This is a genomic window from Streptomyces sp. B93 (genome assembly GCF_018070565.1).
Classification (GTDB): Bacteria; Actinomycetota; Actinomycetes; order Streptomycetales; family Streptomycetaceae; genus Streptomyces.
Genome location: NZ_JAGPXL010000030.1, coordinates 59,433 through 80,826 on the forward strand (window position 1 = coordinate 59,433; position 21,394 = coordinate 80,826).

Annotated in this window: 24 protein-coding genes; 22 read left to right on the forward strand and 2 right to left on the reverse strand. The window is 71.0% G+C overall.

Translation table 11 applies throughout. From position 1 onward, the window contains the following. Nucleotides 1–31 precede the first annotated feature (31 nt). Entirely contained in the window at nt 32–1,582 is a 1,551-nt protein-coding gene (ffh, locus tag KBY47_RS25100) for a signal recognition particle protein (RefSeq protein WP_210924502.1), read from the forward strand. Nucleotides 1,583–1,655: 73 nt separating this feature from the next. Here ffh and KBY47_RS25105 read toward each other — a convergent pair whose 3' ends face one another. Continuing rightward, nucleotides 1,656–2,555, reverse strand: a complete 900-nt coding sequence (locus KBY47_RS25105) for a class I SAM-dependent methyltransferase (protein WP_210924511.1) — start codon at nt 2,553–2,555, stop codon at nt 1,656–1,658. 199 nt (nt 2,556–2,754) lie between these two features. Here KBY47_RS25105 and proS point away from each other — a divergent pair, with 199 nt between their 5' ends. From proS to KBY47_RS25195, 18 genes are all read left to right on the forward strand, one after another. Next, nucleotides 2,755–4,170 carry a proline--tRNA ligase gene (gene proS, locus KBY47_RS25110; RefSeq protein WP_210924513.1) on the forward strand — a complete coding sequence of 472 codons (1,416 nt, stop codon included), beginning with the start codon at nt 2,755–2,757 and terminating at the stop codon, nt 4,168–4,170. A gap of 259 nt (nt 4,171–4,429) precedes the next feature. Next, a complete protein-coding gene (locus tag KBY47_RS25115) occupies nt 4,430–5,026 on the forward strand; it encodes a hypothetical protein (RefSeq protein WP_210924515.1) in 597 nt (198 codons plus the stop codon). A 279-nt stretch (nt 5,027–5,305) separates the two neighbouring features. Then, nucleotides 5,306–5,725, forward strand: coding sequence for a 30S ribosomal protein S16 (rpsP, locus tag KBY47_RS25120; protein ID WP_210924517.1), 420 nt, complete (start codon nt 5,306–5,308; stop codon nt 5,723–5,725). A 2-nt stretch (nt 5,726–5,727) separates the two neighbouring features. Then, the gene (locus tag KBY47_RS25125; protein WP_003973401.1) at nt 5,728–5,967 is read left to right on the forward strand and encodes an RNA-binding protein; all 240 of its coding nucleotides are present in this window, start codon (nt 5,728–5,730) and stop codon (nt 5,965–5,967) included. Between the two features lie 111 nt (nt 5,968–6,078). Continuing rightward, on the forward strand, nt 6,079–6,624 hold the full coding sequence (gene rimM, locus KBY47_RS25130; RefSeq protein WP_210924519.1) for a ribosome maturation factor RimM: 546 nt from the start codon (nt 6,079–6,081) through the stop codon (nt 6,622–6,624). Further along, nucleotides 6,621–7,454, forward strand: coding sequence for a tRNA (guanosine(37)-N1)-methyltransferase TrmD (gene trmD / locus KBY47_RS25135; protein ID WP_210924521.1), 834 nt, complete (start codon nt 6,621–6,623; stop codon nt 7,452–7,454). Before rimM ends, trmD begins: the two co-directional genes overlap by 4 nt. A gap of 135 nt (nt 7,455–7,589) precedes the next feature. Next, complete coding sequence (gene rplS / locus KBY47_RS25140; RefSeq protein WP_046727833.1) at nt 7,590–7,940, forward strand: 50S ribosomal protein L19; 351 nt, start codon at nt 7,590–7,592, stop codon at nt 7,938–7,940. A 45-nt stretch (nt 7,941–7,985) separates the two neighbouring features. Further along, nucleotides 7,986–8,702 carry a signal peptidase I gene (lepB, locus tag KBY47_RS25145; RefSeq protein WP_210924523.1) on the forward strand — a complete coding sequence of 239 codons (717 nt, stop codon included), beginning with the start codon at nt 7,986–7,988 and terminating at the stop codon, nt 8,700–8,702. Beyond that, the gene (gene lepB, locus KBY47_RS25150) at nt 8,695–9,798 is read left to right on the forward strand and encodes a signal peptidase I (RefSeq protein ID WP_210924526.1); all 1,104 of its coding nucleotides are present in this window, start codon (nt 8,695–8,697) and stop codon (nt 9,796–9,798) included. The genes lepB (KBY47_RS25145) and lepB (KBY47_RS25150) overlap by 8 nt, the downstream gene beginning before the upstream one ends. Further along, nucleotides 9,689–10,690 (forward strand): signal peptidase I, encoded by a 1,002-nt coding sequence (gene lepB, locus KBY47_RS25155; RefSeq protein WP_210924528.1) that lies wholly within the window; start codon nt 9,689–9,691, stop codon nt 10,688–10,690. Before lepB (KBY47_RS25150) ends, lepB (KBY47_RS25155) begins: the two co-directional genes overlap by 110 nt. A gap of 89 nt (nt 10,691–10,779) precedes the next feature. Continuing rightward, nucleotides 10,780–11,565 carry a signal peptidase I gene (gene lepB / locus KBY47_RS25160; RefSeq protein WP_210924530.1) on the forward strand — a complete coding sequence of 262 codons (786 nt, stop codon included), beginning with the start codon at nt 10,780–10,782 and terminating at the stop codon, nt 11,563–11,565. Then, complete coding sequence (locus tag KBY47_RS25165) at nt 11,555–12,079, forward strand: NUDIX hydrolase (protein WP_308405274.1); 525 nt, start codon at nt 11,555–11,557, stop codon at nt 12,077–12,079. The genes lepB (KBY47_RS25160) and KBY47_RS25165 overlap by 11 nt, the downstream gene beginning before the upstream one ends. Before the next feature lie 56 nt (nt 12,080–12,135). Beyond that, the gene (locus KBY47_RS25170; RefSeq protein ID WP_003993268.1) at nt 12,136–12,444 is read left to right on the forward strand and encodes a DUF2469 domain-containing protein; all 309 of its coding nucleotides are present in this window, start codon (nt 12,136–12,138) and stop codon (nt 12,442–12,444) included. A gap of 109 nt (nt 12,445–12,553) precedes the next feature. Continuing rightward, nucleotides 12,554–12,925, forward strand: a complete 372-nt coding sequence (locus tag KBY47_RS25175) for a YraN family protein (RefSeq protein ID WP_210924531.1) — start codon at nt 12,554–12,556, stop codon at nt 12,923–12,925. After that, nucleotides 12,925–14,550, forward strand: a complete 1,626-nt coding sequence (locus KBY47_RS25180) for a YifB family Mg chelatase-like AAA ATPase (RefSeq protein ID WP_210924534.1) — start codon at nt 12,925–12,927, stop codon at nt 14,548–14,550. The genes KBY47_RS25175 and KBY47_RS25180 overlap by 1 nt, the downstream gene beginning before the upstream one ends. After that, nucleotides 14,547–15,716, forward strand: coding sequence for a DNA-processing protein DprA (gene dprA, locus KBY47_RS25185; protein ID WP_210924537.1), 1,170 nt, complete (start codon nt 14,547–14,549; stop codon nt 15,714–15,716). The genes KBY47_RS25180 and dprA overlap by 4 nt, the downstream gene beginning before the upstream one ends. A gap of 269 nt (nt 15,717–15,985) precedes the next feature. After that, complete coding sequence (gene whiG, locus KBY47_RS25190) at nt 15,986–16,828, forward strand: RNA polymerase sigma factor WhiG (protein ID WP_210924539.1); 843 nt, start codon at nt 15,986–15,988, stop codon at nt 16,826–16,828. A gap of 106 nt (nt 16,829–16,934) precedes the next feature. Beyond that, complete coding sequence (locus tag KBY47_RS25195; protein ID WP_210924566.1) at nt 16,935–17,501, forward strand: TetR/AcrR family transcriptional regulator; 567 nt, start codon at nt 16,935–16,937, stop codon at nt 17,499–17,501. Nucleotides 17,502–17,623: 122 nt separating this feature from the next. Here the strand turns inward: KBY47_RS25195 and KBY47_RS25200 are convergent, their stop codons facing one another. After that, nucleotides 17,624–18,133, reverse strand: a complete 510-nt coding sequence (locus KBY47_RS25200) for a M23 family metallopeptidase (RefSeq protein ID WP_210924541.1) — start codon at nt 18,131–18,133, stop codon at nt 17,624–17,626. A gap of 281 nt (nt 18,134–18,414) precedes the next feature. Between KBY47_RS25200 and rpsB the strand changes: the two genes are divergently transcribed. The 3 genes from rpsB to pyrH all read left to right on the forward strand — a co-directional run bounded on the left by rpsB (nt 18,415) and on the right by pyrH (nt 21,320). Further along, complete coding sequence (rpsB, locus tag KBY47_RS25205) at nt 18,415–19,326, forward strand: 30S ribosomal protein S2 (protein ID WP_210924543.1); 912 nt, start codon at nt 18,415–18,417, stop codon at nt 19,324–19,326. Between the two features lie 180 nt (nt 19,327–19,506). Continuing rightward, complete coding sequence (gene tsf, locus KBY47_RS25210; protein WP_210924545.1) at nt 19,507–20,343, forward strand: translation elongation factor Ts; 837 nt, start codon at nt 19,507–19,509, stop codon at nt 20,341–20,343. 218 nt (nt 20,344–20,561) lie between these two features. After that, entirely contained in the window at nt 20,562–21,320 is a 759-nt protein-coding gene (gene pyrH / locus KBY47_RS25215) for a UMP kinase (protein WP_210924547.1), read from the forward strand. Nucleotides 21,321–21,394: the final 74 nt, after the last annotated feature.

Here is a 21,394-nt window from a genome sequence, read left to right on the forward strand (position 1 = left end):
CCGCCCCCGACTCCCGAGGACCGACGCCGCCGTGTTCGATACTCTCTCCGACCGCCTTTCAGCCACCTTCAAGAACCTGCGCGGTAAGGGGCGTCTGAGCGAGGCGGACATCGACGCCACCGCGCGCGAGATCCGCATCGCCCTCCTCGAGGCGGACGTGGCCCTGCCCGTCGTCCGGACGTTCATCAAGAACGTCAAGGAGCGGGCCCTCGGCGCCGAGGTGTCCCGGGCGCTGAACCCGGCCCAGCAGGTCCTCAAGATCGTCAACGACGAGCTGGTCACCATCCTCGGAGGTGAGACCCGGCGCCTGCGGTTCGCCAAGAACCCGCCGACCGTGATCATGCTCGCCGGTCTCCAGGGTGCCGGTAAGACCACGCTGGCGGGCAAGCTCGGCAAGTGGCTCAAGGACCAGGGGCACTCGCCGGTGCTGGTCGCCGCCGACCTCCAGCGGCCGAACGCCGTGAACCAGCTCAGCGTCGTCGCCGAGCGCGCCGGGGTGGCCGTCTACGCGCCCGAGCCGGGCAACGGCGTCGGTGACCCGGTCAAGGTCGCCAAGGACTCCATCGAGCACGCGCGGACCCGCGTCCACGACATCGTCATCGTCGACACCGCCGGCCGTCTCGGCATCGACCAGGAGATGATGCAGCAGGCCGCGGACATCAGGGACGCCGTCAGCCCCGACGAGATCCTGTTCGTCGTCGACGCCATGATCGGTCAGGACGCGGTCAATACGGCCGAGGCGTTCCGCGACGGCGTCGGCTTCGACGGCGTGGTGCTCTCCAAGCTCGACGGTGACGCCCGTGGTGGTGCCGCGCTGTCGATCCGGCAGATCACCGGCAAGCCGATCATGTTCGCGTCCAACGGCGAGAAGCTCGACGACTTCGACGCCTTCCACCCGGACCGGATGGCCTCCCGCATCCTCGACATGGGTGACCTGCTCACCCTGATCGAGCAGGCGGAGAAGACGTTCAGCCAGGAAGAGGCCGAGAAGATGGCCTCCAAGCTGGCGTCCAAGAAGGGCCAGGACTTCACCCTGGACGACTTCCTGGCCCAGATGGAGCAGGTCAGGAAGATGGGGTCCATCTCCAAGCTCCTCGGGATGCTGCCCGGCATGGGGCAGATCAAGGACCAGATCAACAACCTCGACGAGCGGGACGTCGACCGGACCGCCGCGATCATCAAGTCGATGACTCCGGGCGAGCGCCAGGACCCGACGATCATCAACGGCTCGCGCCGTGCCCGTATCGCCAAGGGTTCCGGTGTCGAGGTCAGCGCGGTCAAGGGCCTGGTCGAGCGGTTCTTCGAGGCCCGCAAGATGATGTCCCGGATGGCCCAGGGCGGCGGCATGCCGGGTATGCCCGGGATGCCGGGCATGGGCGGCGGCCCGGGCCGTACCAAGAAGCAGCCGAAGAAGGCCAAGGGCAAGCAGCGCTCCGGCAACCCGATGAAGCGCAAGCAGCAGGAGCAGGAGGAGGCCGCCCGGCGCGCGGCCGCCGCCCAGGGCAACGCCTTCGGCGTCCCGGGCCAGCAGGCCGGTCAGGACTTCGAGCTGCCGGACGAGTTCAAGAAGTTCATGGGCTGACGCGGCGACCCGGATCCACGTGGTGCTACGGCGTCGGGGTGGCCCCCGGCGCCGTAGCGCGTTCGGGCGTGTCCTAGCGCACCCGGGCGATCAGGTAGCGGAACACGTTCGGCATCCACACCGTCCCGTCCCGCCGCTGGTGCGGGTGGAGGGCCTCGGTGAGTTCCTTGTCGACCTGCTCCCGGTCGGTCGCGGTGATCGCCGCGTCGAACAGACCGGTCGACAGCAGACCCCGTACCGCGCTGTCGACGTCGGCGTAGCCGAAGGGGCAGGCCACCCGGCCGGAGCCGTCCGGGGCCAGTCCGGCCCGCTGGGCGACCTCCTCCAGGTCGTCCCGCAGCGCGGGGCGCCAGCTGCCCGCGCCGCGCGTCGGGTCCGCCAGCTTGGCGGCCACCCGCAGCACCGCGGCGGTCGCGCACCGCTCGGGCGGGCCCCACCCCGCGAGCACCACCGCCGCGCCCCGCTCGGCGAGCGGCACGGCGTCGGCGAGCAGCTCACCGAGCCCCTCCGAGTCGCCCGCGAGACAGCCGATCGGCTCGAAGGCGGTGACGAGGTCGTACGCCGGCCGGGACGGGTCGGCCGGGTCCGTCCCGTCGGCCGCGGCCCGCGGTGGCCCGTCGACGAGCCGGACGCGTGCCGCACGCGCGCGTGCGCCCCTGGTCCCGGGTGCCGTGGGTGGTGCCGGGGGTGTCAGCCGCTCGCGGGCGAGGGCGAGTCTTTCGGGGGAGGAGGGTTCGACGCCGGTGACCGCGGCGCCGCGGGATGCGGCCATCAGCAGGGCGAGTCCGCTGCCGCAGCCCAGTCCCAGCAGCCGGGTGCCCGGGGCCACCTCCAGTCGCTCGTAGACGGCCTCGTAGAGCGGGACCAGCATCCGCTCCTGGATCTCCGACCAGTCACGCGCGCGTGCACTCAGGTCCACGGGGGACGTCGGTCCCGCGTGATGCAGGTGCTGACGCACGAGCGTAGGTGTCATCGATAGCGCCCCAATCCGCCGTGTGCTGCCGTTGTGCCCGTTTGCCTGGCCCCCGTGACGTGCGCTCGCAACTCCCCCCGTATGCCAGGAAACTCCGGCCTCGCGGTGGCGTCCAGTGCTGAAGGGGCCCGGGTTGGCGGTTCCACGCCGGTGTGGCGAGATTTCACATTCCGGCAATCTGGGCCCGTACCATCGCGCCATGGCCAAGGCACCCGTCGTCACCCCGCGGGCGGACGACTTCCCGCGCTGGTACCAGGACCTGATCAACAAGGCGGAGCTGGCCGACAACGGTCCAGTGCGCGGCACCATGGTCATCCGGCCGTACGGGTACGCCCTGTGGGAGCGGACGCAGCAGGAGATGGACGCCCGGATCAAGGCCGCGGGCGCCTCCAACGCCTACTTCCCGCTGTTCATCCCGCAGTCCTATCTGACGCGGGAGGCGGAGCACGTCGAGGGGTTCGCGCCCGAGCTGGCGGTCGTCACGCGCGGCGGCGGCAAGGAGCTGGAGGAGCCGGTCGTGGTGCGGCCCACCTCCGAGACGGTCGTCAACGCCTCCTTCGCCAAGTGGGTGCAGAGCTACCGGGATCTGCCGCTGCTGATCAACCAGTGGGCGAACGTGGTGCGCTGGGAGATGCGCCCGCGCGTGTTCCTGCGGACGACGGAGTTCCTGTGGCAGGAGGGCCACACCGCGCACGCCACCTACGAGGAGGCGCGGGAGTACGCCGCGCGCATCCACCGGGAGGTGTACGCGGACTTCATGGTGAACGTGCTCGGGATCGACGTGGTGCTGGGCCGGAAGACCGCGAGCGAGCGGTTCGCGGGGGCCGTCAACACCCTCACCCTGGAAGGGATGATGGGCGACGGCAAGGCCCTCCAGATGGGCACCAGCCATGAGCTGGGGCAGAACTTCGCCAAGGCGTTCGGCACCCGGTACCTGTCGGGGGACGGCCGTGAGGAGTACGTCTGGCAGACGTCCTGGGGGTCCTCCACGCGCATGGTGGGTGGCCTGATCATGGCGCACGGCGATGACAGCGGGTTGCGGGTGCCGCCCCGGCTGGCGCCCGTGCAGGTCGTCGTCCTCGCGATCAAGGGGGACGAGGCGGTTCTGGCCAAGGTCCGCGAGGTGGGTGACCGGCTCGCCGAGGCGGGGCTGCGCGTGCGGGTGGACGACCGTACCGACACGCCCTTCGGACGGCGGGCCGTCGACTGGGAGCTGAAGGGCGTGCCCGCGCGGGTCGAGATCGGGCCCCGTGACCTGGAGGGCGGCACCGCGATGCTGGCCCGGCGCGTTCCCGGCGGCAAGGAGCCGGTGGCCGTCGACGCGCTCGCGGCTCTGCTGCCCGGGGTGCTGGAGGAGGACCAGGCGCTGCTGCTGCGGCAGTCCCGTGAGTTGCGGGAGGCGCGGACGGCCGAGGTGTCCTCGGTCGGTGAGGCCGTGGAGGCCGCCGTCGCCGGTGGCTGGGCGCGCCTGCCGTGGGCGGTGCTCGGCGAGGAGGGCGAGGTCAGACTGGCGGAGCACGGTGTCACCGTGCGCTGCCTGGTCGCCGAGGACGGGTCGGTGCCGGACGCCGATGACGCGCCCGGTAACGTCGCGGTTGTCGCACGCGCTTATTGAGGTACCCAGGTGCCGACGAGCGCGGCCGAAACGCCTCTTGCGCACGCGTGCGCGCCGCGCCCTCCGGCGCGTGTACGTCGTATACGCGCCGGGTCGTACGTCAGCGTACGTACCACCTTGCGGCGAGCTGTGCGGCTTCTCCGCAGATCAGCGCACCCGCCCTCGTCGGCACGCATCAGCGGCAACTGACGGGTACGTGCAAATTATTTGGGATGCCCCGGAATAGGAACACAGCGTGCCCCCGGCTCGTTCTCATTACGTGAGCACGACACCACCTGTTCTCGCCGCAGAGCTGGCGCAGGCGTGGGCCGACATTCAGCGGTACCACCCCGAGCTGCCGGATCTTGCCGCGCCCGAGTCACTGATCGGAGAGTCCTCGTCCGCCTGCGGGCACGAACTCTCCTTCGAGCGACTGCTCCATGAGGCAGTCCATGGCATCGCCGCCGCCCGCGGAATCCGCGACACCTCCCGGGCCGGTCGGTACCACAACCGCAGATTCCTCGCGATCGCCGAGGAGCTGGGCCTGGACCATCCCGAGGAGCCGCATCCCAGCAGCGGCTTCTCACTGGTCACGCTCAACCCCGAGGCGAGGCGGCGCTACCGCCCGACGATCGAGCGCCTCCAGCGCGCGCTGAAGGCGCACACCGCGGCCACCTCCGCCGACACGGCCCGCAGCTTCCGCGGTCCGGCGGCCCGGCACGGCTCCTCCGGGGGCGGCGTCCGGGTCAAGGCGGTGTGCGACTGCGGTCGCAACGTACGGGTCGTGCCGTCGGTCCTCGCCCAGGCGCCGATCGTCTGCGGGGGCTGCGGCAAGCCGTTCCGGATCCCGGAGGTCGTGGGCGCGGCGGCGGGCTGAGGACGCGGCTGCTCGTGGCAGCCGCGTCGGCTCACCCCGCCGCCCGGCCGCGCACGCGGCGCCGGTTCAGGCGGCGCCGCGTGCGGGTCAGGCGTGCCCGCCGGCACCCCGCGGTCGGAATCGTCCCCCGGGGTGTGGCAGAATGGGCGGCTGTACTCGACAGCCGCACAGGACCCCTCTCTCCTCCGGCTGACGCGTCCATCGGGCACTCGGGTACCGCAACCCCACGCGGCGCTTCCGCCGTGCCCAACCACGTCAAATCCAGGAGAACCCACTCCCGTGGCAGTCAAGATCAAGCTGAAGCGTCTGGGCAAGATCCGTTCGCCTCACTACCGCATCGTCGTCGCCGACTCCCGTACCCGCCGTGACGGCCGGGCCATCGAGGAGATCGGCAAGTACCACCCGACGTACAACCCGTCGGTGATGGAGGTCGACGCCGAGCGCGTGGCGTACTGGCTCTCCGTCGGCGCCCAGCCGACCGAGCCCGTGCTCGCCATCCTCAAGAAGACCGGCGACTGGCAGAAGTTCAAGGGCGAGCCCGCCCCGGCGCCGCTGCTCGTCGCCGAGCCCAAGGCCGCGCGCCCCTCGTTCGAGGGTCTCGGCGGTGACGACGAGGGCAAGGGTGAGGCCATCACCCAGAAGAAGAAGGCCGACAAGAAGGACGAGGCTGCGGCTGAGTCCGAGTCGACCGAGGCCTGAGCATGCTCGAGGAGGCTCTCGAGCACCTCGTGAAGGGCATCGTCGACAACCCTGACGATGTGCAGGTCGCCTCGCGGAACCTGCGCCGCGGGCGGGTGCTGGAGGTCCGGGTCCACCCCGACGACCTCGGCAAGGTGATCGGCCGCAACGGCCGCACCGCACGCGCCCTGCGCACCGTTGTGGGCGCCATCGGCGGTCGCGGTGTCCGCGTCGACCTCGTCGACGTCGACCACGTCCGCTGACGCAACGCAGCACCGGCACGGGCCGGGGAGGGCCACTGGCCGTCCCCGGCCCGCAGTCGTATGGAGCCGTCGCCCGGCCCGCAGCAGTCGTATGACAGGAGATCTAGGACAGTGCAGCTGGTAGTCGCACGGATCGGCCGTGCCCATGGCATCAAGGGCGAGGTCACCGTGGAGGTACGTACCGACGAGCCGGAGCTGAGGCTGGCCCCCGGTGCCGTCCTCGCCACCGACCCGGCCTCCACCGGGCCGCTCACCATCGAGTCCGGCCGTGTCCACAGCGGCCGTCTGCTGCTGCGCTTCGAGGGCGTACGGGACCGCACCGGCGCCGAGGCGCTGCGCAACACCCTGCTGATCGCCGAGATCGACCCCGACGAGCTGCCCGAGGGCGAGGACGAGTACTACGACCACCAGCTGATGGACCTGGACGTGGTCACCGTGGACGGGACGGAGATCGGGCGGATCACCGAGATCTCGCACCTGCCCTCGCAGGACCTGTTCATCGTCGAGCGGCCCGACGGCGACGAGGTGATGGTCCCGTTCGTCGAGGAGATCGTCGTCGAGATCGACCTGGAGGAGCAGCGGGCGGTGATCGACCCGCCGCCGGGACTGATCGACGACCGCGCGGAGACCGCGTCCTCCAAGGACGAGACGTCATGAGGCTCGACGTCGTCACGATCTTCCCCGAGTACCTGGAACCGCTGAACGTCTCCCTGGTCGGCAAGGCACGCGCGCGTGGGCAGCTGGACGTGCGCGTCCACGATCTGCGCGAGTGGACCTACGACCGCCACAACACCGTCGACGACACGCCGTACGGCGGTGGTCCTGGCATGGTCATGAAGACCGAGCCGTGGGGCGACGCGCTCGACGACCTCCTCGCCGACGGCTACGAGGGCGGCGCCCGGGAGCCCGTCCTGGTCGTCCCCACGCCCAGCGGCCGTCCCTTCACCCAGGAACTCGCAGTCGAACTGTCCGAGCGGCCCTGGCTGGTCTTCACGCCCGCCCGCTACGAGGGCATCGACCGGCGGGTGATCGACGAGTACGCCACCCGGATGCCGGTGTACGAGGTGTCCATCGGCGACTACGTCCTCGCCGGGGGCGAGGCGGCCGTACTCGTCGTCACCGAGGCCGTGGCGCGGCTGCTGCCGGGGGTGCTGGGCAACGCCGAGTCCCACCGGGACGACTCCTTCGCGCCCGGCGCCATGGCGAACCTCCTGGAGGGGCCCGTCTACACCAAGCCGCCGCGGTGGCGCGGGCGCGAGATCCCGGAGGTGCTGCTCAGCGGCCACCACGGGAAGATCGCCCGCTGGCGCCGCGACGAGGCGCTGCGCCGGACCACCCGGCACCGGCCCGACCTCATCGAACGGTGCGACCCCAAGGCCTTCGACAAGAAGGACCGCGAAATGCTCTCCATCCTGGGCTGGGCACCGGACCCCGCGGGGCAGCCGTACGGCCGATTTTGGCGCAGGGTCCAGGACGTGGAAGAATAGGCCGCTGTTGTGCGCCGTCCGGCGTGCGCCCCTGCCACAGGGGGACACGACGCCCGCCCCGACGCGCACGGCCCATCTTCCAGAACACCTAGTTTCCGTTGATGACCTGTGGCATCAGCGAGGAAAGCAGACGAAATGTCTCACCTGCTCGACACCGTCGACTCCGCGTCGCTGCGCAGCGACGTCCCGGCCTTCCGCCCGGGTGACACCGTCAACGTCCACGTCCGCGTCATCGAGGGCAACCGCTCCCGTGTGCAGCAGTTCAAGGGCGTTGTGATCCGCCGCCAGGGCTCCGGTGTCCGCGAGACCTTCACGGTCCGCAAGGTCTCCTTCTCCGTCGGCGTCGAGCGCACCTTCCCGGTGCACACCCCGATCGTCGAGAAGATCGAGCTGGTCACCCGCGGTGACGTGCGTCGCGCCAAGCTGTACTACCTGCGCGAGCTGCGCGGCAAGGCCGCGAAGATCAAGGAGAAGCGCGAGAACTGAGCGCTCTCCGGGGTTCACACCGAGGCCGGATAGCATCTGGCCTCGATGGACACCGAAGCACAGCCGACGGAGCGCGACCGCTCCTCCCGCCCTCACGGACCCGAGCCGGACTCGGAGCCGCAGGGACCGGAGGAACGGTCGCGTTTCGCGTTGCCGAGCCGCCTCGGCGACTGGCTCCCCGGCGGGCGGATCACCCTGACCGCGCTGCTCTGCCTGCTCTTCCTGCTGCTTCTCAACGCGTGTGTGGTGCAGCCGTTCCAGATCCCCAGCGGATCCATGGAACAGGGATTGAGGATCGGGGACCGCGTTCTCGTAAATAAGTTGGCGTACCGTTTCGGTGCCGGGCCGCGCCGCGGCGATGTCGTCGTGTTCGACGGCACAGGGGGTTTCGGGAACGCCGACTACATCAAACGCGTCGTGGGCGTAGGGGGAGACCACGTGGTGTGCTGCGACCGCAAGGGGAGGATCGAGGTGAACGGGCGTCCCGTCGACGAGTCGGCCTTCCTGTATCCCGGCGACCGTCCCTCCACGGTCCCCTTCGACGTCGTCGTCCCCGACGGCACCCTGTTCGTCCTCGGTGACCACCGCAGCGCCTCCAGCGACTCCCGCGACCACCTCGGCTCACCGGGCGGCGGCATGGTGCCCGTCGACGAGGTGATCGGCCGCGCGGACTGGATCGTCTGGCCCGCGGCTCATCTCACCCGCCTGGAGCGTCCCGGCGCCTACGCGCGCGTGCCCGCGTCGGACGGTGCGCATGGGTAACCGTGGCAAGCCGCGCGGGACGCCGAGCAGTGCCGCCGACGATCTGCTGCCCACCGGCACCCGGCGGGCCGCGTCCGCGTCCAGCGGCCGTAGCCGCGCGGAGCGGCGCAAGCTCCAGCGCAAGGTCAAGCGGCGCCGCCGCCGCTCGGCGATCAAGGAGATCCCGCTGCTGGTCGGGGTGGCGGTGCTGATAGCGCTCGTCCTGAAGACCTTCCTGGTGCAGGCCTTCGTGATCCCGTCGGGCTCCATGGAGCAGACCATCCAGATCGGCGACCGGGTCCTCGTCGACAAGCTCACCCCCTGGTTCGGCTCCGAGCCGGAGCGCGGGGACGTCGTCGTCTTCAAGGACCCCGGCGGCTGGCTGAGGGACGAACAGCCCACCCAGAAGAAGGACGACCCCGTCGTCGTCAAGCAGATCAAGGAAGGGCTCACCTTCATCGGTCTGCTGCCGTCGGACAACGAGAAGGACCTCATCAAGCGGGTCGTCGGCGTCGGCGGCGACCGGGTGAAGTGCTGTGACCCGCAAGGGCGAGTCACCGTCAACGGCGTTCCCCTGAACGAGGACTATCTGTATCCCGGCGACGCGCCCTCCAAGCAGGAGTTCGACATCACCGTCCCGGAGGGACGGCTGTGGGTGATGGGCGACCACCGGGGCAACTCCGCGGACTCCCGCGCCCACCAGGACACCGACTACGGCGGCACGGTCTCCGAGGACGAGGTGGTCGGCCGGGCCGTCGTCATCGCCTGGCCGCTCGGCCGCTGGAGCACCCTCCAGGAACCGAACACCTATGCATCGGTGTCCGACGCGGTGCCCGGCTCGACCGCGGCCCCCCGGCCGTCGCATAGGGTTGCCTCCGACGACCCGGGAACGACCCCGGGCGGAATGATGCAGCTCCCGAGCCCTGCGGAACTCCCGCTCGTTATGGGAGTGGTGGGCCTGCGCCGCGTATGGGGTGGCAGGCGGCGGCAGAGAGTGAGGAGTTGGCGTGGGGGACGTGGCGGTTGGCGCACGGTCCGGGAACGACGGCGAGGAGAACCGCGGACATCCCGTGGCGGCGGCCCCGGCCCCGGACGGCGCCGCGACTCCCGGGAGTGACGCCCGGGCGACCGAGGACGGCAAGGTGACGGACGAACAGGGCCAGGCCCCGGACCAGGGCCCGACCGGCGAGCAGGAGCCGGACGGCTCGGCCGCGGCGCAGGCACAGAAGAAGCAGCGCTCCTTCTGGAAGGAACTGCCCATCCTGATCGGTATCGCGCTGGTGCTGGCGCTGCTGATCAAGACGTTCCTGGTGCAGGCGTTCTCCATCCCCTCCGACTCGATGCAGAACACCCTCCAGGAGGGCGACCGGGTCCTCGTCGACAAGCTCACGCCCTGGTTCGGCTCCGAACCGGACCGCGGTGAGGTGATCGTCTTCCACGACCCCGACAACTGGCTGGCGGGCGAGCCCGTCCCCGACCCGAACGCGTTGCAGACCTTTCTCAGCTGGATCGGCCTGATGCCGTCCGCGGAGGAGAAGGACCTGATCAAGCGGGTCATCGGGGTCGGCGGCGACACGGTGGAGTGCAAGGGCACCGGGCCGCTGAAGGTCAACGGCAAGGCGCTGAACGAGCCGTATGTGTACCCGGGCAACACCCCGTGCAGTGTCGACGACAACGGTGGCCAGTTCACGGTGAAGGTCCCCGAGGGCTTCGTGTGGGTGATGGGCGACCACCGCCAGAACTCCCGTGACTCCCGCTACAACCAGGCCGACAAGAACAAGGGCATGGTCCCGGTGGACGAGGTCGTCGGCCGCGCCATCGTCAAGGCCTGGCCCATCAACCGCTGGGGCACGCTGCCCGTCCCGGACACCTTCGACCAGCCCGGTCTCGGCGACCAGTCGTCGTCCGCCGCGGCCGTGACCAACGCGCCGAACGCGCTCGCCCTCGCCGGGGTGGTGCCGGTGGCGCTGTGGCGGCGCAAGCGGACTGAGGTCGTCCGTACCCGCTGATCCCCGTCCGCTGGACCGGACCCGGGGGTTTCTCCGGGGCCGACCCGAGGGCTGACCCGGTCCGGTACCGCCGGGTAGGGTGCGGGTCCATGGGTGGATCCACGGGTGGTGAGAGCGCGACGCGGACGGCCCCGCGCGGCGGTGGCACAGACGGTACGGGCCCGGCGGGCGGCCGGACCGGACAGGTGGTGTCCGGGCTGGCGGTCGCACTGGGCCTTGTGCTGTTCCTCGGCGGATTCGCCTGGGGAGCGGTGGTCTACCGGCCGTACACCGTGCCCACCACCTCGATGGCGCCGACCATCGGCGCGGGCGACCGGGTGCTGGCGGAGCGGGTCGACGGCGCCGAGGTGCGCCGTGGCGATGTTGTCGTCTTCAAGGACGCCACCTGGGCCAACGCGCCGGTCCTGAAGCGGGTGGTCGCCGTCGGCGGCGATACGGTCGCCTGCTGCACGGACGGGAAGCTGACCGTCAACGGCAAGCAGGTCGACGAGCCGTATCTGCCCGAGGGGCAGGCGGCCGAGGCCGGGAACTTCCCGACGGTCACCGTCCCGAAGGGGCGGCTGTTCCTGCTGGGTGACGAGCGGCACGGCTCGCTGGACTCCACCGCCCACCTCGCCGACGCCGCCCAGGGCACCGTCTCGCGCGACACCGTGACCGGCCGGGTCGACGCCGTGGTGTGGCCGATGGACGGCATGCTGGAGCGTGCGACCGGCTTTGAGGAACTGGGCCCGGTCTCCGAGGCGGGGCCGCTGCGGACGATCGGCGCCATGGTCGTCGTGGGCGCCGCGCTGGTGCTCGGCGGTGCCGCCTACGGGCCGGTGGCCAAGCGGCTGGCCGCCCGCCGGGCGCGGACGGGGTCCGTCGGTGTCGGCTGAGATCACGGAGGGCGCCGACCACCTCGACGGCCGGCTCCTGCGCAAGGTCGCCCGGGTGGTGCTGCTCGACCCCGAGGACCGCATCCTGCTGCTGCACGGACATGAGCCGGACGATCCGGCGGACGACTGGTGGTTCACCCCGGGCGGCGGTCTTGAGGGCCGGGAGAGCCGGGCGGAGGCCGCGCTGCGGGAACTCGCGGAGGAGACCGGGATCACCGACGTCGAGCTGGGGCCGGTGCTGTGGCGGCGGACGTGCTCGTTCCCGTTCGCCGGGCGCCGCTGGGACCAGGACGAGTGGTACTACCTGGCCCGTACGACCCAGACGGCGACCGAGGCACGGGCCCTGACCGAGCTGGAGCGGCGCAGTGTCGTGGAGGCTCGGTGGTGGACGTGTGAGGAACTGACCCGGGCGCATGAGACGGTGTATCCGACCAGACTCGCCGAGCTGTTGCGGAGACTGCTCGACGAAGGTCCCCCGGCCGGTCCGCAGACCCTTGACACGGAAATCGTCTAGGGGCTCACGGGACTGGCGCACAATGGGGGGATCGCACGGCTGAAGGGGAACATGCCATGAGCGCCGAGGACCTCGAGAAGTACGAGACCGAGATGGAGCTGAAGCTCTACCGGGAGTACCGCGATGTCGTCGGTCTGTTCAAATACGTGATCGAGACCGAGCGGCGCTTCTATCTGACCAATGACTACGAGATGCAGGTGCACTCGGTCCAGGGTGAGGTGTTCTTCGAGGTCTCCATGGCCGACGCGTGGGTGTGGGACATGTACCGGCCGGCGCGTTTCGTGAAGCAGGTCAGGGTGTTGACGTTCAAGGACGTGAACATCGAGGAGCTGAACAAGAGCGACCTCGAACTGCCGAGCGGCTGAGACCTTCACTCGTGTGGGTGACGCGGTTGTCCACATGGGCGTGGTCGTCCACCAAGATCCAATAGCTCGCTGAGCTGCCGTCATCGTTGGCGCCGGAGGTGGTGCCGACATGACCACGCAACAGGCACGCAGCGCACTCGGCAGGTACGGCGAGACACTGGCCGCACGACGGCTGACGGAGACCGGGATGACGGTCCTGGAGCGCAACTGGCGCTCCGGCCGGTCCGGGGAGATCGACATCGTGGCGCGGGACGGTGACGTCCTGGTCGTCTGCGAGGTGAAGACCCGCACGGCCGGGTTCTTCGAGCATCCGATGTCCGCGGTGACCCCCGAGAAGGCACACCGGCTGCGGGACCTCGCCGAACGGTGGATCCAGGCCCACGGCGGAGCGCCACCCGGTGGCGTCCGCATCGACCTGGTCGGAGTGGTCCTTCCGGCGCGCGGCGCCCCCGTGGTCGAGCACGTCCGGGGGGTGGCGTGATGGGCTTCGCGCGTACGTGCTCCGTGGCCCTGGTCGGGGTCGAGGGCGTCGTCGTCGAGGTGCAGGCCGACCTCGAACCCGGCGTCGCCGCGTTCACACTGGTCGGGCTGCCGGACAAGAGCCTCACCGAGAGCCGGGACCGGGTGCGGGCGGCGGTGGTGAACTCCGGCGCCGAGTGGCCGCAGAAGAAGCTCACGGTCGGGCTCAGCCCGGCGTCGGTGCCGAAGGCGGGCAGCGGGTTCGACCTCGCTGTTGCCTGTGCGGTGCTCGGTGCCGGGGAGCGGATCGATCCACGGGTGCTCGCCGACCTGGTGATGATCGGGGAGCTGGGCCTGGACGGCCGGGTGCGGCCGGTGCGGGGCATCCTGCCCGCGGTGCTCGCCGCGGCGGACGCGGGCTACGAGCAGGTGGTGGTGCCGGAGTGCGCCGCCGCCGAGGCCTCGCTGGTGCCCGGGGTGTCCGTGCTCGGGGTCCGCAGCCTGCGGCAGCTGATCGCCGTACTGGCCGACGAGCCCGTGCCCGAGGAGGAACCGGACGAGCCCGGCCGCCCCGATCCGCTCCTCGCCGGGCTGCGTGTCCCCGGCACGGGCGCCGCCACCGGTATGCACAGCATCGGTACCGGGCAGCACGAGCAGGGGCACGACCTCGCCGACGTCGTGGGCCAGACGGCCGCGCGCACCGCCGTGGAGGTCGCGGCGGCCGGGGCCCACCACCTGTTCCTCGAAGGACCGCCGGGTGCCGGGAAGACGATGCTCGCGGAACGGCTGCCCGCCCTCCTGCCGCCGCTCACCCGGCAGGAGTCCCTCGAGGTCACCGCGGTGCACTCGGTGGCGGGCCTGCTGCCGGTCGGCAAACCCCTGATCGGCGCCGCCCCCTACTGCGCCCCGCACCACTCGGCCACCATGCAGGCCCTGGTCGGCGGCGGCCCCGGGATCGCCCGGCCGGGTGCGGTGTCGCTGTCCCACCGAGGTGTGTTGTTCCTGGACGAGACTCCCGAGTTCAGCAGCCACGCCCTCGACGCGCTGCGGCAGCCCCTCGAAGCGGGGCATGTGGTGATCGCGCGCAGTGCCGGGGTGGTGCGGTTCCCGGCGAGGTTCCTGATGGTGCTCGCGGCCAACCCCTGCCCTTGCGGGCGCTTCTCCCGGACCGACGACTTCTGCGAGTGCGCGCCCGCGGCCGTCCGTCGCTACCAGGCCAGGCTCTCCGGGCCGCTGCTCGACCGGGTCGACCTGCGGGTGGAGGCGGACCGCGTCACCCGCGCGGAACTCACCGACCGCACCGCCCGGGGCGAGTCCACCGCCACGGTCGCCGACCGGGTGCGGGCGGCCCGTGAGCGGGCGGCGGCACGGTACTCCGGCACCCCGTGGCGGACGAACAGTGAAGTCCCCGGCCGGGAACTGCGCAGCCGCTGGTACGCGGTGAGCGGGGCGATGGACGAGGCCGAGCGCGGTCTGGAGCGGGGCGTGCTCACCGCCCGGGGGCTCGACCGGGTGCTGCGGGTCGCCTGGACCGTCGCCGACCTCGTCGGCCACGACCGGCCCGACGCGACCGATGTCGCCCTGGCCCTGCAACTGCGGACGGGCGTGCCACGCGGGGTGCCGACCGCCATCGGGGCGCTGACGTGAACGGCCGCGCCGCCGACGGCGACGGTGAGCTGCTCGACCGGGTGTTCCTGACGCGGGTCATCGAGCCCGGGGACGAGACCGGCGGACGCTGGGTGCGGGAGTACGGAGCCGCGGAGGTGGCGCGGCGGCTGCGCGGTGCGGACGGGGCGGCGGCCCTGCCGGGGGTGAGCCCACGGCGGTGGAGCGGGCTGCGGGCGCGGGCCTGGCGGGCCGAACCGGAGCGGGACCTGGCGGTCGCCCGGGACGCCGGGGTGCGGTTCGTGCCGCCCGGAGCGGGCGAGTGGCCCGGACAGCTCGACGACCTGGGGGACGCGCGGCCTCTCGGACTGTGGGTGCGGGGACGGCCGAGTCTGCGCACCTGGGCGCTCAGATCGGTGGCGGTGGTGGGTGCGCGGGCCTGCACCGAGTACGGCGCCCATATGGCGGTCACCCTGGCCGCCGGGCTCGCCGAGCGCGGCTGGGTGGTGGTCTCCGGCGGTGCCTACGGCATCGACGGCGCCGCTCACCGGGGTGCGCTCGGCGCCGGGGGCGCCACCGTCGCCGTCCTCGCCTGCGGACTCGACCGGCCCTACCCGCGCGGGCACCTCCGGCTGATCGACCGGATCGCGGAACAGGGCCTGGTGGTAGGGGAGTTGCCGCCCGGGGACCATCCCACGCCCAGCCGGTTCGTGCTCCGCAACCGGGTCATCGCCGCGCTCACCCGAGGGACCGTGGTCGTCGAGGCCGCCTACCGCAGCGGCTCACTGGTGACGGCGCGGGGGGCGCGGCGCCTCGGCCGCCATGTCATGGGTGTCCCGGGCCCGGCCACCAGCAGCCTGTCCGGAGGTGTGCACGAACTCCTGCGCCAGGACGCGGTGCTGGTCACCGACGCCGCGGAGGTCGCCGAACTGGTCGGGGACATGGGCGAGCTGGCACCCGACCGGCGCGGGCCGGTGCTGCCCCGGGACCTGCTCGAACCGGGTGCCCGGCGGGTCCTGGCCGCGCTGCCCGGACGCGGGGGCGCGGCGGTGTCCCGGATCGCGTGCGGCGCCGCCACCACGGAGGACGACGTGATCGCGAGGCTGTACGAACTCCGAGCACTTGGTTACGTCGAACGACACGGCGACGACTGGAAGTTGACACGCCAGGCGATGATCTCCGTCCGGGGGGACGGGGGGCCGTGCTGACCGACCGTGTTCGGCCGTCCGGGGGAATGCCGAAACCCTTGGGAAATCTGGCAGTTGGCAGCGGACCTCGGTCACGCACAGCGACCGGGGCGACACGGTGGGGCGGTCAGCGGAACGTATCTGCGTACCGGTTGCGGCACGTTCTTCGCACACTGCGACACCGCAGTCACGCTACGCTCACGAGATCCGGACGTAGACCGGCAACTCGGCATCACACCGACAGCTCACCCAGGACACATCCTTCACGGCAGAACGGCACAAGGCGACGAATGCCCCAGCACACCTCCGGGTCCGACCGGGCGGCGCTCCCCCCAGCCGCCCGCGACGGTGGCAGCGTACGGCCGCAGGCTCCGTCGACGCTCGACGAGCTGTGGCGGTCATACAAGGCGACAGGAGACGACCGGCTGCGTGAGCAGCTGATCCTGCACTACTCGCCGCTGGTGAAATACGTGGCGGGGCGGGTGAGCGTGGGGCTGCCGCCCAATGTGGAACAGGCCGATTTCGTCTCCTCCGGTGTCTTCGGGCTGATCGACGCGATCGAGAAGTTCGACGTCGACCGGGAGATCAAGTTCGAGACGTACGCGATCACGCGGATCCGGGGCGCGATGATCGACGAACTGCGGGCGCTGGACTGGATCCCCCGGTCGGTGCGGCAGAAGGCGCGGAACGTCGAGCGCGCCTACGCCACGCTGGAGGCGCGGCTGCGGCGAACGCCGTCCGAGGGTGAGGTGGCCGCCGAGCTGGGGATCGCGGTGGACGATCTGCACTCGGTCTTCAGCCAGTTGTCGCTGGCCAACGTGGTCGCCCTGGAGGAGCTGCTGCATGTCGGCGGTGAGAGCGGGGACCGGCTCAGCCTGATGGACACGCTGGAGGACACCGCCGCGGACAACCCGGTGGAGGTGGCCGAGGACCGGGAGCTGCGGAGGTTCCTGGCGCGGGCGATCAACACGCTGCCCGAGCGGGAGAAGACGGTGGTGACGCTCTACTACTACGAAGGGCTCACGCTCGCCGAGATCGGCAATGTGCTCGGGGTGACCGAGAGCCGGGTGAGCCAGATCCACACCAAGTCGGTGTTGCAGCTGCGGGCGAAGCTGGCGAGTTTCGGTCGCTGAGGGCGCCCGGGGAGGAGGCGGTGGGCGACCGGCCGACCCGAGTCACTCCCGTCGGGAGTGATGCGTCCGTAGAGTGGTTGGCGTGCCAAGGATTCGAGCGGCCTCCGTGGCCGAGCACCGGTCGATGCAGCGAGCCGCCCTGCTGGACGCGGCTCGTTCCCTGCTGTCCGAGGGCGGAACGGAGGCGCTGACCTTCCCGGCCCTCGCCGAGCGGACCGGGCTCGCCCGGTCGTCCGTCTATGAGTACTTCCGGTCGCGGGCCGCGGTCGTGGAGGAGCTGTGCGAGGTCGACTTCCCCGTCTGGGCGGCGGAGGTCGCGGAGGCGATGTCGCGGGCGGAGACGCCTGAGGGCAAGGTCGAGGCGTATGTGCGGCAGCAGCTGGCGCTGGTGGGGGACCGGCGGCACCGGGCCGTGGTGGCGATCTCCGCGAGTGAGCTGGACGCGGGGGCGCGGGAGAAGATCCGGGCCGCGCACGGGGCGCTGGTGGCGATGATCGTCGAGGCGTTGGGGGAGATGGGGCACGGGGAGCCGCGGCTGGCCGCGATGCTGCTTCAGGGGGTGGTGGACGCGGCTGTGCGGAGGATCGAGCTGGGGGCGGCGGAGGTGCCGGAGGCGATCACCGAGGCAGCTGTGGGGATGGCGTTGCGGGGGGTCGCGGGCGGGGGGCGCTGAGCTGGTGCCCGGCGTCGGGGCTGGGCGGCAGGCGTGGCGCGACCCGGCGCCAGCGAGGTGCCGCTGCGCCCACCCGTGCCGCTGGGGCGGCACGACTGCCCGCGGCTACGCAGCTGCATCAGCTACGGCTGTTGCGGCGGCTGGGCGTGGTCTCGTACGGGCAAGAGTCTTGTGTCTCTTCTGAGTAGGTGTGGGGGGAGCAGGGTCAGGGGGTTCAGGTAGGTATTTGCTCGGCGTAGGCCCCAATGGAGGCATGGGGTGGGGCAGTGACTGCCCGTGGAGGAGAGGGTGCCCAGTTGTTGGCCTGCGGTTACGGTGTCGCCTCGTGTCACCGCCGGGGTCACCGGCTCGTAGGTCGTGCGCAGGGGTGGGTGGCCCGTGCCCTGGAGTTCCACGCTGATGACGCCTCGGCCCGCCACCTGGCCCGCGTAGGAGACGCGGCCCGGCGCCACCGCCCGTACCGGGGTGCCCGCAGGGGCCGCCAGGTCGACGCCGCGGTGGCCGCGGGCGTACGGGGTGGGGGGTGGGTCCCAGCCACGGACGACCGGGGGGCGGGGGACCAGCGGCCAGGTCGTGGCCAGCGGGGGCGCGAGCAGGGCGAGGAGCAGGGCCACGGCCGTTTTGGTGTGCATGCCGGAAGCCTTCCGTACCGGCGCTGAGCTGGCCCGGGGCTGTGGAGTACCGCCCGGTTGTGGACAGCGGCGTCACCCGGTGCCCCGGCCGTCCCGTACACTTCTGATGGCGACCCGGGCCACCGGGTCGACTTCGCACGCCCCGACATCGAGAGTCCGACAGCGGTCGGTCCCTCGGGGTCAGCGCCCCTCGGTCCCTTGCGGCACGGCGCGTCGTGGGCGTCAGGCGCGGACGCCGACCGGTGTCCGCGGCACAACCGAGAAACACAAGGAGAACGGCCATGGCCGTCGTCACGATGCGGGAGCTGCTGGAGAGCGGCGTCCACTTCGGTCACCAGACCCGTCGCTGGAACCCGAAGATGAAGCGCTTCATCTTCACCGAGCGCAACGGCATCTACATCATCGACCTGCTCCAGTCGCTGTCGTACATCGACCGCGCCTACGAGTTCGTCAAGGAGACCGTCGCCCACGGCGGCACGGTCATGTTCGTCGGCACGAAGAAGCAGGCGCAGGAGGCCATCGCCGAGCAGGCCACCCGCGTCGGCATGCCCTACGTCAACCAGCGCTGGCTGGGCGGCATGCTCACCAACTTCTCGACCGTCTACAAGCGTCTCCAGCGCCTCAAGGAGCTCGAGCAGATCGACTTCGAGGACGTCGCCGCGTCTGGTCTGACCAAGAAGGAGCTTCTCGTGCTCTCGCGCGAGAAGGCCAAGCTGGAGAAGACCCTCGGCGGTATCCGCGAGATGCAGAAGGTGCCCAGCGCCGTCTGGATCGTGGACACCAAGAAGGAGCACATCGCGGTCGGTGAGGCCCGGAAGCTCAACATCCCGGTCGTCGCGATCCTCGACACCAACTGCGACCCCGACGAGGTCGACTACAAGATCCCGGGCAACGACGACGCGATCCGCTCCGTCACCCTGCTCACCCGCGTGATCGCCGACGCCGTCGCCGAGGGCCTCATCGCCCGCTCCGGTGGTGCCGGTGAGGGCAAGGGCGAGAAGGCCGCGGGCGAGCCGCTCGCCGAGTGGGAGCGCGACCTGCTCGAGGGCGAGAAGAAGGCGGACTCCGAGGAGACCGCCCCCGCCGCCGAGGCCGCCCCGGAGGCCGAGAAGCCCGCCGAGGCTCCCGCCGCCGAGGCCGCTGCCGAGGCCCCCGCCGCGGAGACCCCGGCCGCCGAGGGCGAGCAGGCCTGACCGTCGGCGTCAGCCGTTGACCGGCGGGAGCGGTACCGCCTCGACAGCGCCCCCGGCGCGTTGAAGTCCGCTCCCGCCGTTCACCCGTAGGTCAGTGGCAGGACAGCGGCCTTTGTCCATATGGAGGCCGTACCCCGCAGATCTTCGATCTTCCAGACTTCGAGAAAGACTCACAGACTCATGGCGAACTACACCGCCGCTGACGTCAAGAAGCTCCGCGAGCTGACCGGCGCCGGCATGATGGACTGCAAGAAGGCGCTGGACGAGGCCGACGGCAACGTCGAGAAGGCCGTCGAGGCGCTCCGGATCAAGGGCCAGAAGGGCGTCGCCAAGCGCGAGGGCCGCTCCGCCGAGAACGGCGCTGTGGTCTCGATCATCGCCGACGACAACTCCTCCGGCGTCCTCGTCGAGCTGAAGTGCGAGACGGACTTCGTCGCCAAGGGTGACAAGTTCCAGGCCGTGGCCCGGACCATCGCCGAGCACGTCGCGAAGACCGCCCCGGCCGACCTGGAGGCCCTGCTCGCCTCCGAGATCGAGCCCGGCAAGACCGTCCAGGCGTACGTCGACGAGGCCAACGCCAACCTCGGCGAGAAGATCGTCCTGGACCGTTTCGCGCAGTTCGCCGACGGCTTCGTCACCGCGTACATGCACCGCACGATGCCCGACCTGCCCCCGCAGATCGGTGTCCTCGTCGAGTTCGACAAGCCGAACGCCGAGGTCGCCAAGGGCATCGCGCAGCACATCGCCGCGTTCGCGCCGAAGTACCTCTCCAAGGACGACGTCCCGGCCGACATCGTCGAGGCCGAGCGCCGCATCGCCGAGGAGACCACCCGCGCCGAGGGCAAGCCCGAGGCCGCCCTGCCGAAGATCGTCGAGGGTCGCCTCAACGGCTTCTTCAAGGACGCCACGCTGCTGGGCCAGCCGTACGCGCTGGACAACAAGAAGTCGGTCCAGAAGGTGCTGGACGAGGCCGGTGTCACCCTGAAGCGCTTCACGCGCATCAAGGTCGGCATCTGAGTCCGTACCGCGATCGACGCGCGACCCCCGGAGGAAACCCGCTAGGGTCGAACGCAGTCGGCCGCTCGCCGGGCGCACGCCATGACCGAGGCGTACGTGCGCACGGCGGACGACAGCAGATCTGACGAGGAGGCCATTGCCGAGCATGGGATGCGAACACCGCCCCACCGGCAATGGCCTTCTTCGTATGTGCAACACGTAACAGAGGCGGGATTCCCATGACCACCAAGGCCGAGAAGAGCGACGACGGCAAAGTACGCGGGCGGTTTCTGCTGAAGCTGTCCGGAGAGGCCTTTTCCGGCGGTGGGGGTCTGGGCGTCGACCCCGACGTGGTGCACGCCATCGCCCGTGAGATCGCCGCCGTGGTCCGGGACGGCGCCCAGATCGCGATCGTGATCGGCGGCGGCAACTTCTTCCGTGGCGCGGAACTCCAGGTCCGCGGCATGGACCGGGCCCGTTCCGACTACATGGGCATGCTCGGCACCGTGATGAACTGCCTCGCCCTCCAGGACTTCCTGGAGAAGGAGGGCGTGGACTGCCGGGTGCAGACCGCGATCACCATGGGACAGGTCGCCGAGCCGTACATCCCGCTGCGCGCCGTGCGCCACCTGGAGAAGGGCCGCGTGGTGATCTTCGGCGCCGGTATGGGCATGCCGTACTTCTCCACCGACACCACCGCCGCCCAGCGTGCGCTGGAGATCGACGCCGAGGCGCTGCTGATGGGCAAGAACGGGGTGGACGGGGTCTACGACTCCGACCCGAAGGCCAACCCGGACGCCGTGAAGTTCGACGCGCTCGGCTACGGCGAGGTCATCACCCGCGACCTGAAGGTCGCCGACGCCACCGCCATCACCCTGTGCCGCGACAACAGGCTGCCGATCGTGGTCTTCGAACTCCTGAAGGAGGGCAATATCGCCCGCGCCGTCAAGGGTGAGAAGATCGGCACGCTGGTGGGTGACCAGGGCAGCAGGGCCTGACCGAAGGCCCCGGACGCCGACCGGGGGATGGACAATGTCCTGCCGGTCGGGAACCGTGCAGGAAGAAGACGCGA

Excerpts from the sequence above, each read along its gene's own strand:
- lepB (WP_210924530.1), top strand. The coding sequence starts at position 10,780 with ATGGGTGGATCCACGGGTGGTGAGAGCGCGACGCGGACGGCCCCGCGC.
- whiG (WP_210924539.1), top strand. The coding sequence starts at position 15,986 with ATGCCCCAGCACACCTCCGGGTCCGACCGGGCGGCGCTCCCCCCAGCC.
- trmD (WP_210924521.1), top strand. The coding sequence starts at position 6,621 with ATGAGGCTCGACGTCGTCACGATCTTCCCCGAGTACCTGGAACCGCTG.
- rplS (WP_046727833.1), top strand. The coding sequence starts at position 7,590 with ATGTCTCACCTGCTCGACACCGTCGACTCCGCGTCGCTGCGCAGCGAC.
- lepB (WP_210924523.1), top strand. The coding sequence starts at position 7,986 with ATGGACACCGAAGCACAGCCGACGGAGCGCGACCGCTCCTCCCGCCCT.
- rpsB (WP_210924543.1), top strand. The coding sequence starts at position 18,415 with ATGGCCGTCGTCACGATGCGGGAGCTGCTGGAGAGCGGCGTCCACTTC.
- KBY47_RS25170 (WP_003993268.1), top strand. The coding sequence starts at position 12,136 with ATGAGCGCCGAGGACCTCGAGAAGTACGAGACCGAGATGGAGCTGAAG.
- KBY47_RS25125 (WP_003973401.1), top strand. The coding sequence starts at position 5,728 with ATGCTCGAGGAGGCTCTCGAGCACCTCGTGAAGGGCATCGTCGACAAC.
- KBY47_RS25180 (WP_210924534.1), top strand. The coding sequence starts at position 12,925 with ATGGGCTTCGCGCGTACGTGCTCCGTGGCCCTGGTCGGGGTCGAGGGC.
- KBY47_RS25200 (WP_210924541.1), bottom strand. The coding sequence starts at position 18,133 with ATGCACACCAAAACGGCCGTGGCCCTGCTCCTCGCCCTGCTCGCGCCC.
- lepB (WP_210924526.1), top strand. The coding sequence starts at position 8,695 with ATGGGTAACCGTGGCAAGCCGCGCGGGACGCCGAGCAGTGCCGCCGAC.
- proS (WP_210924513.1), top strand. The coding sequence starts at position 2,755 with ATGGCCAAGGCACCCGTCGTCACCCCGCGGGCGGACGACTTCCCGCGC.
- KBY47_RS25175 (WP_210924531.1), top strand. The coding sequence starts at position 12,554 with ATGACCACGCAACAGGCACGCAGCGCACTCGGCAGGTACGGCGAGACA.
- KBY47_RS25105 (WP_210924511.1), bottom strand. The coding sequence starts at position 2,555 with ATGACACCTACGCTCGTGCGTCAGCACCTGCATCACGCGGGACCGACG.
- pyrH (WP_210924547.1), top strand. The coding sequence starts at position 20,562 with ATGACCACCAAGGCCGAGAAGAGCGACGACGGCAAAGTACGCGGGCGG.
- tsf (WP_210924545.1), top strand. The coding sequence starts at position 19,507 with ATGGCGAACTACACCGCCGCTGACGTCAAGAAGCTCCGCGAGCTGACC.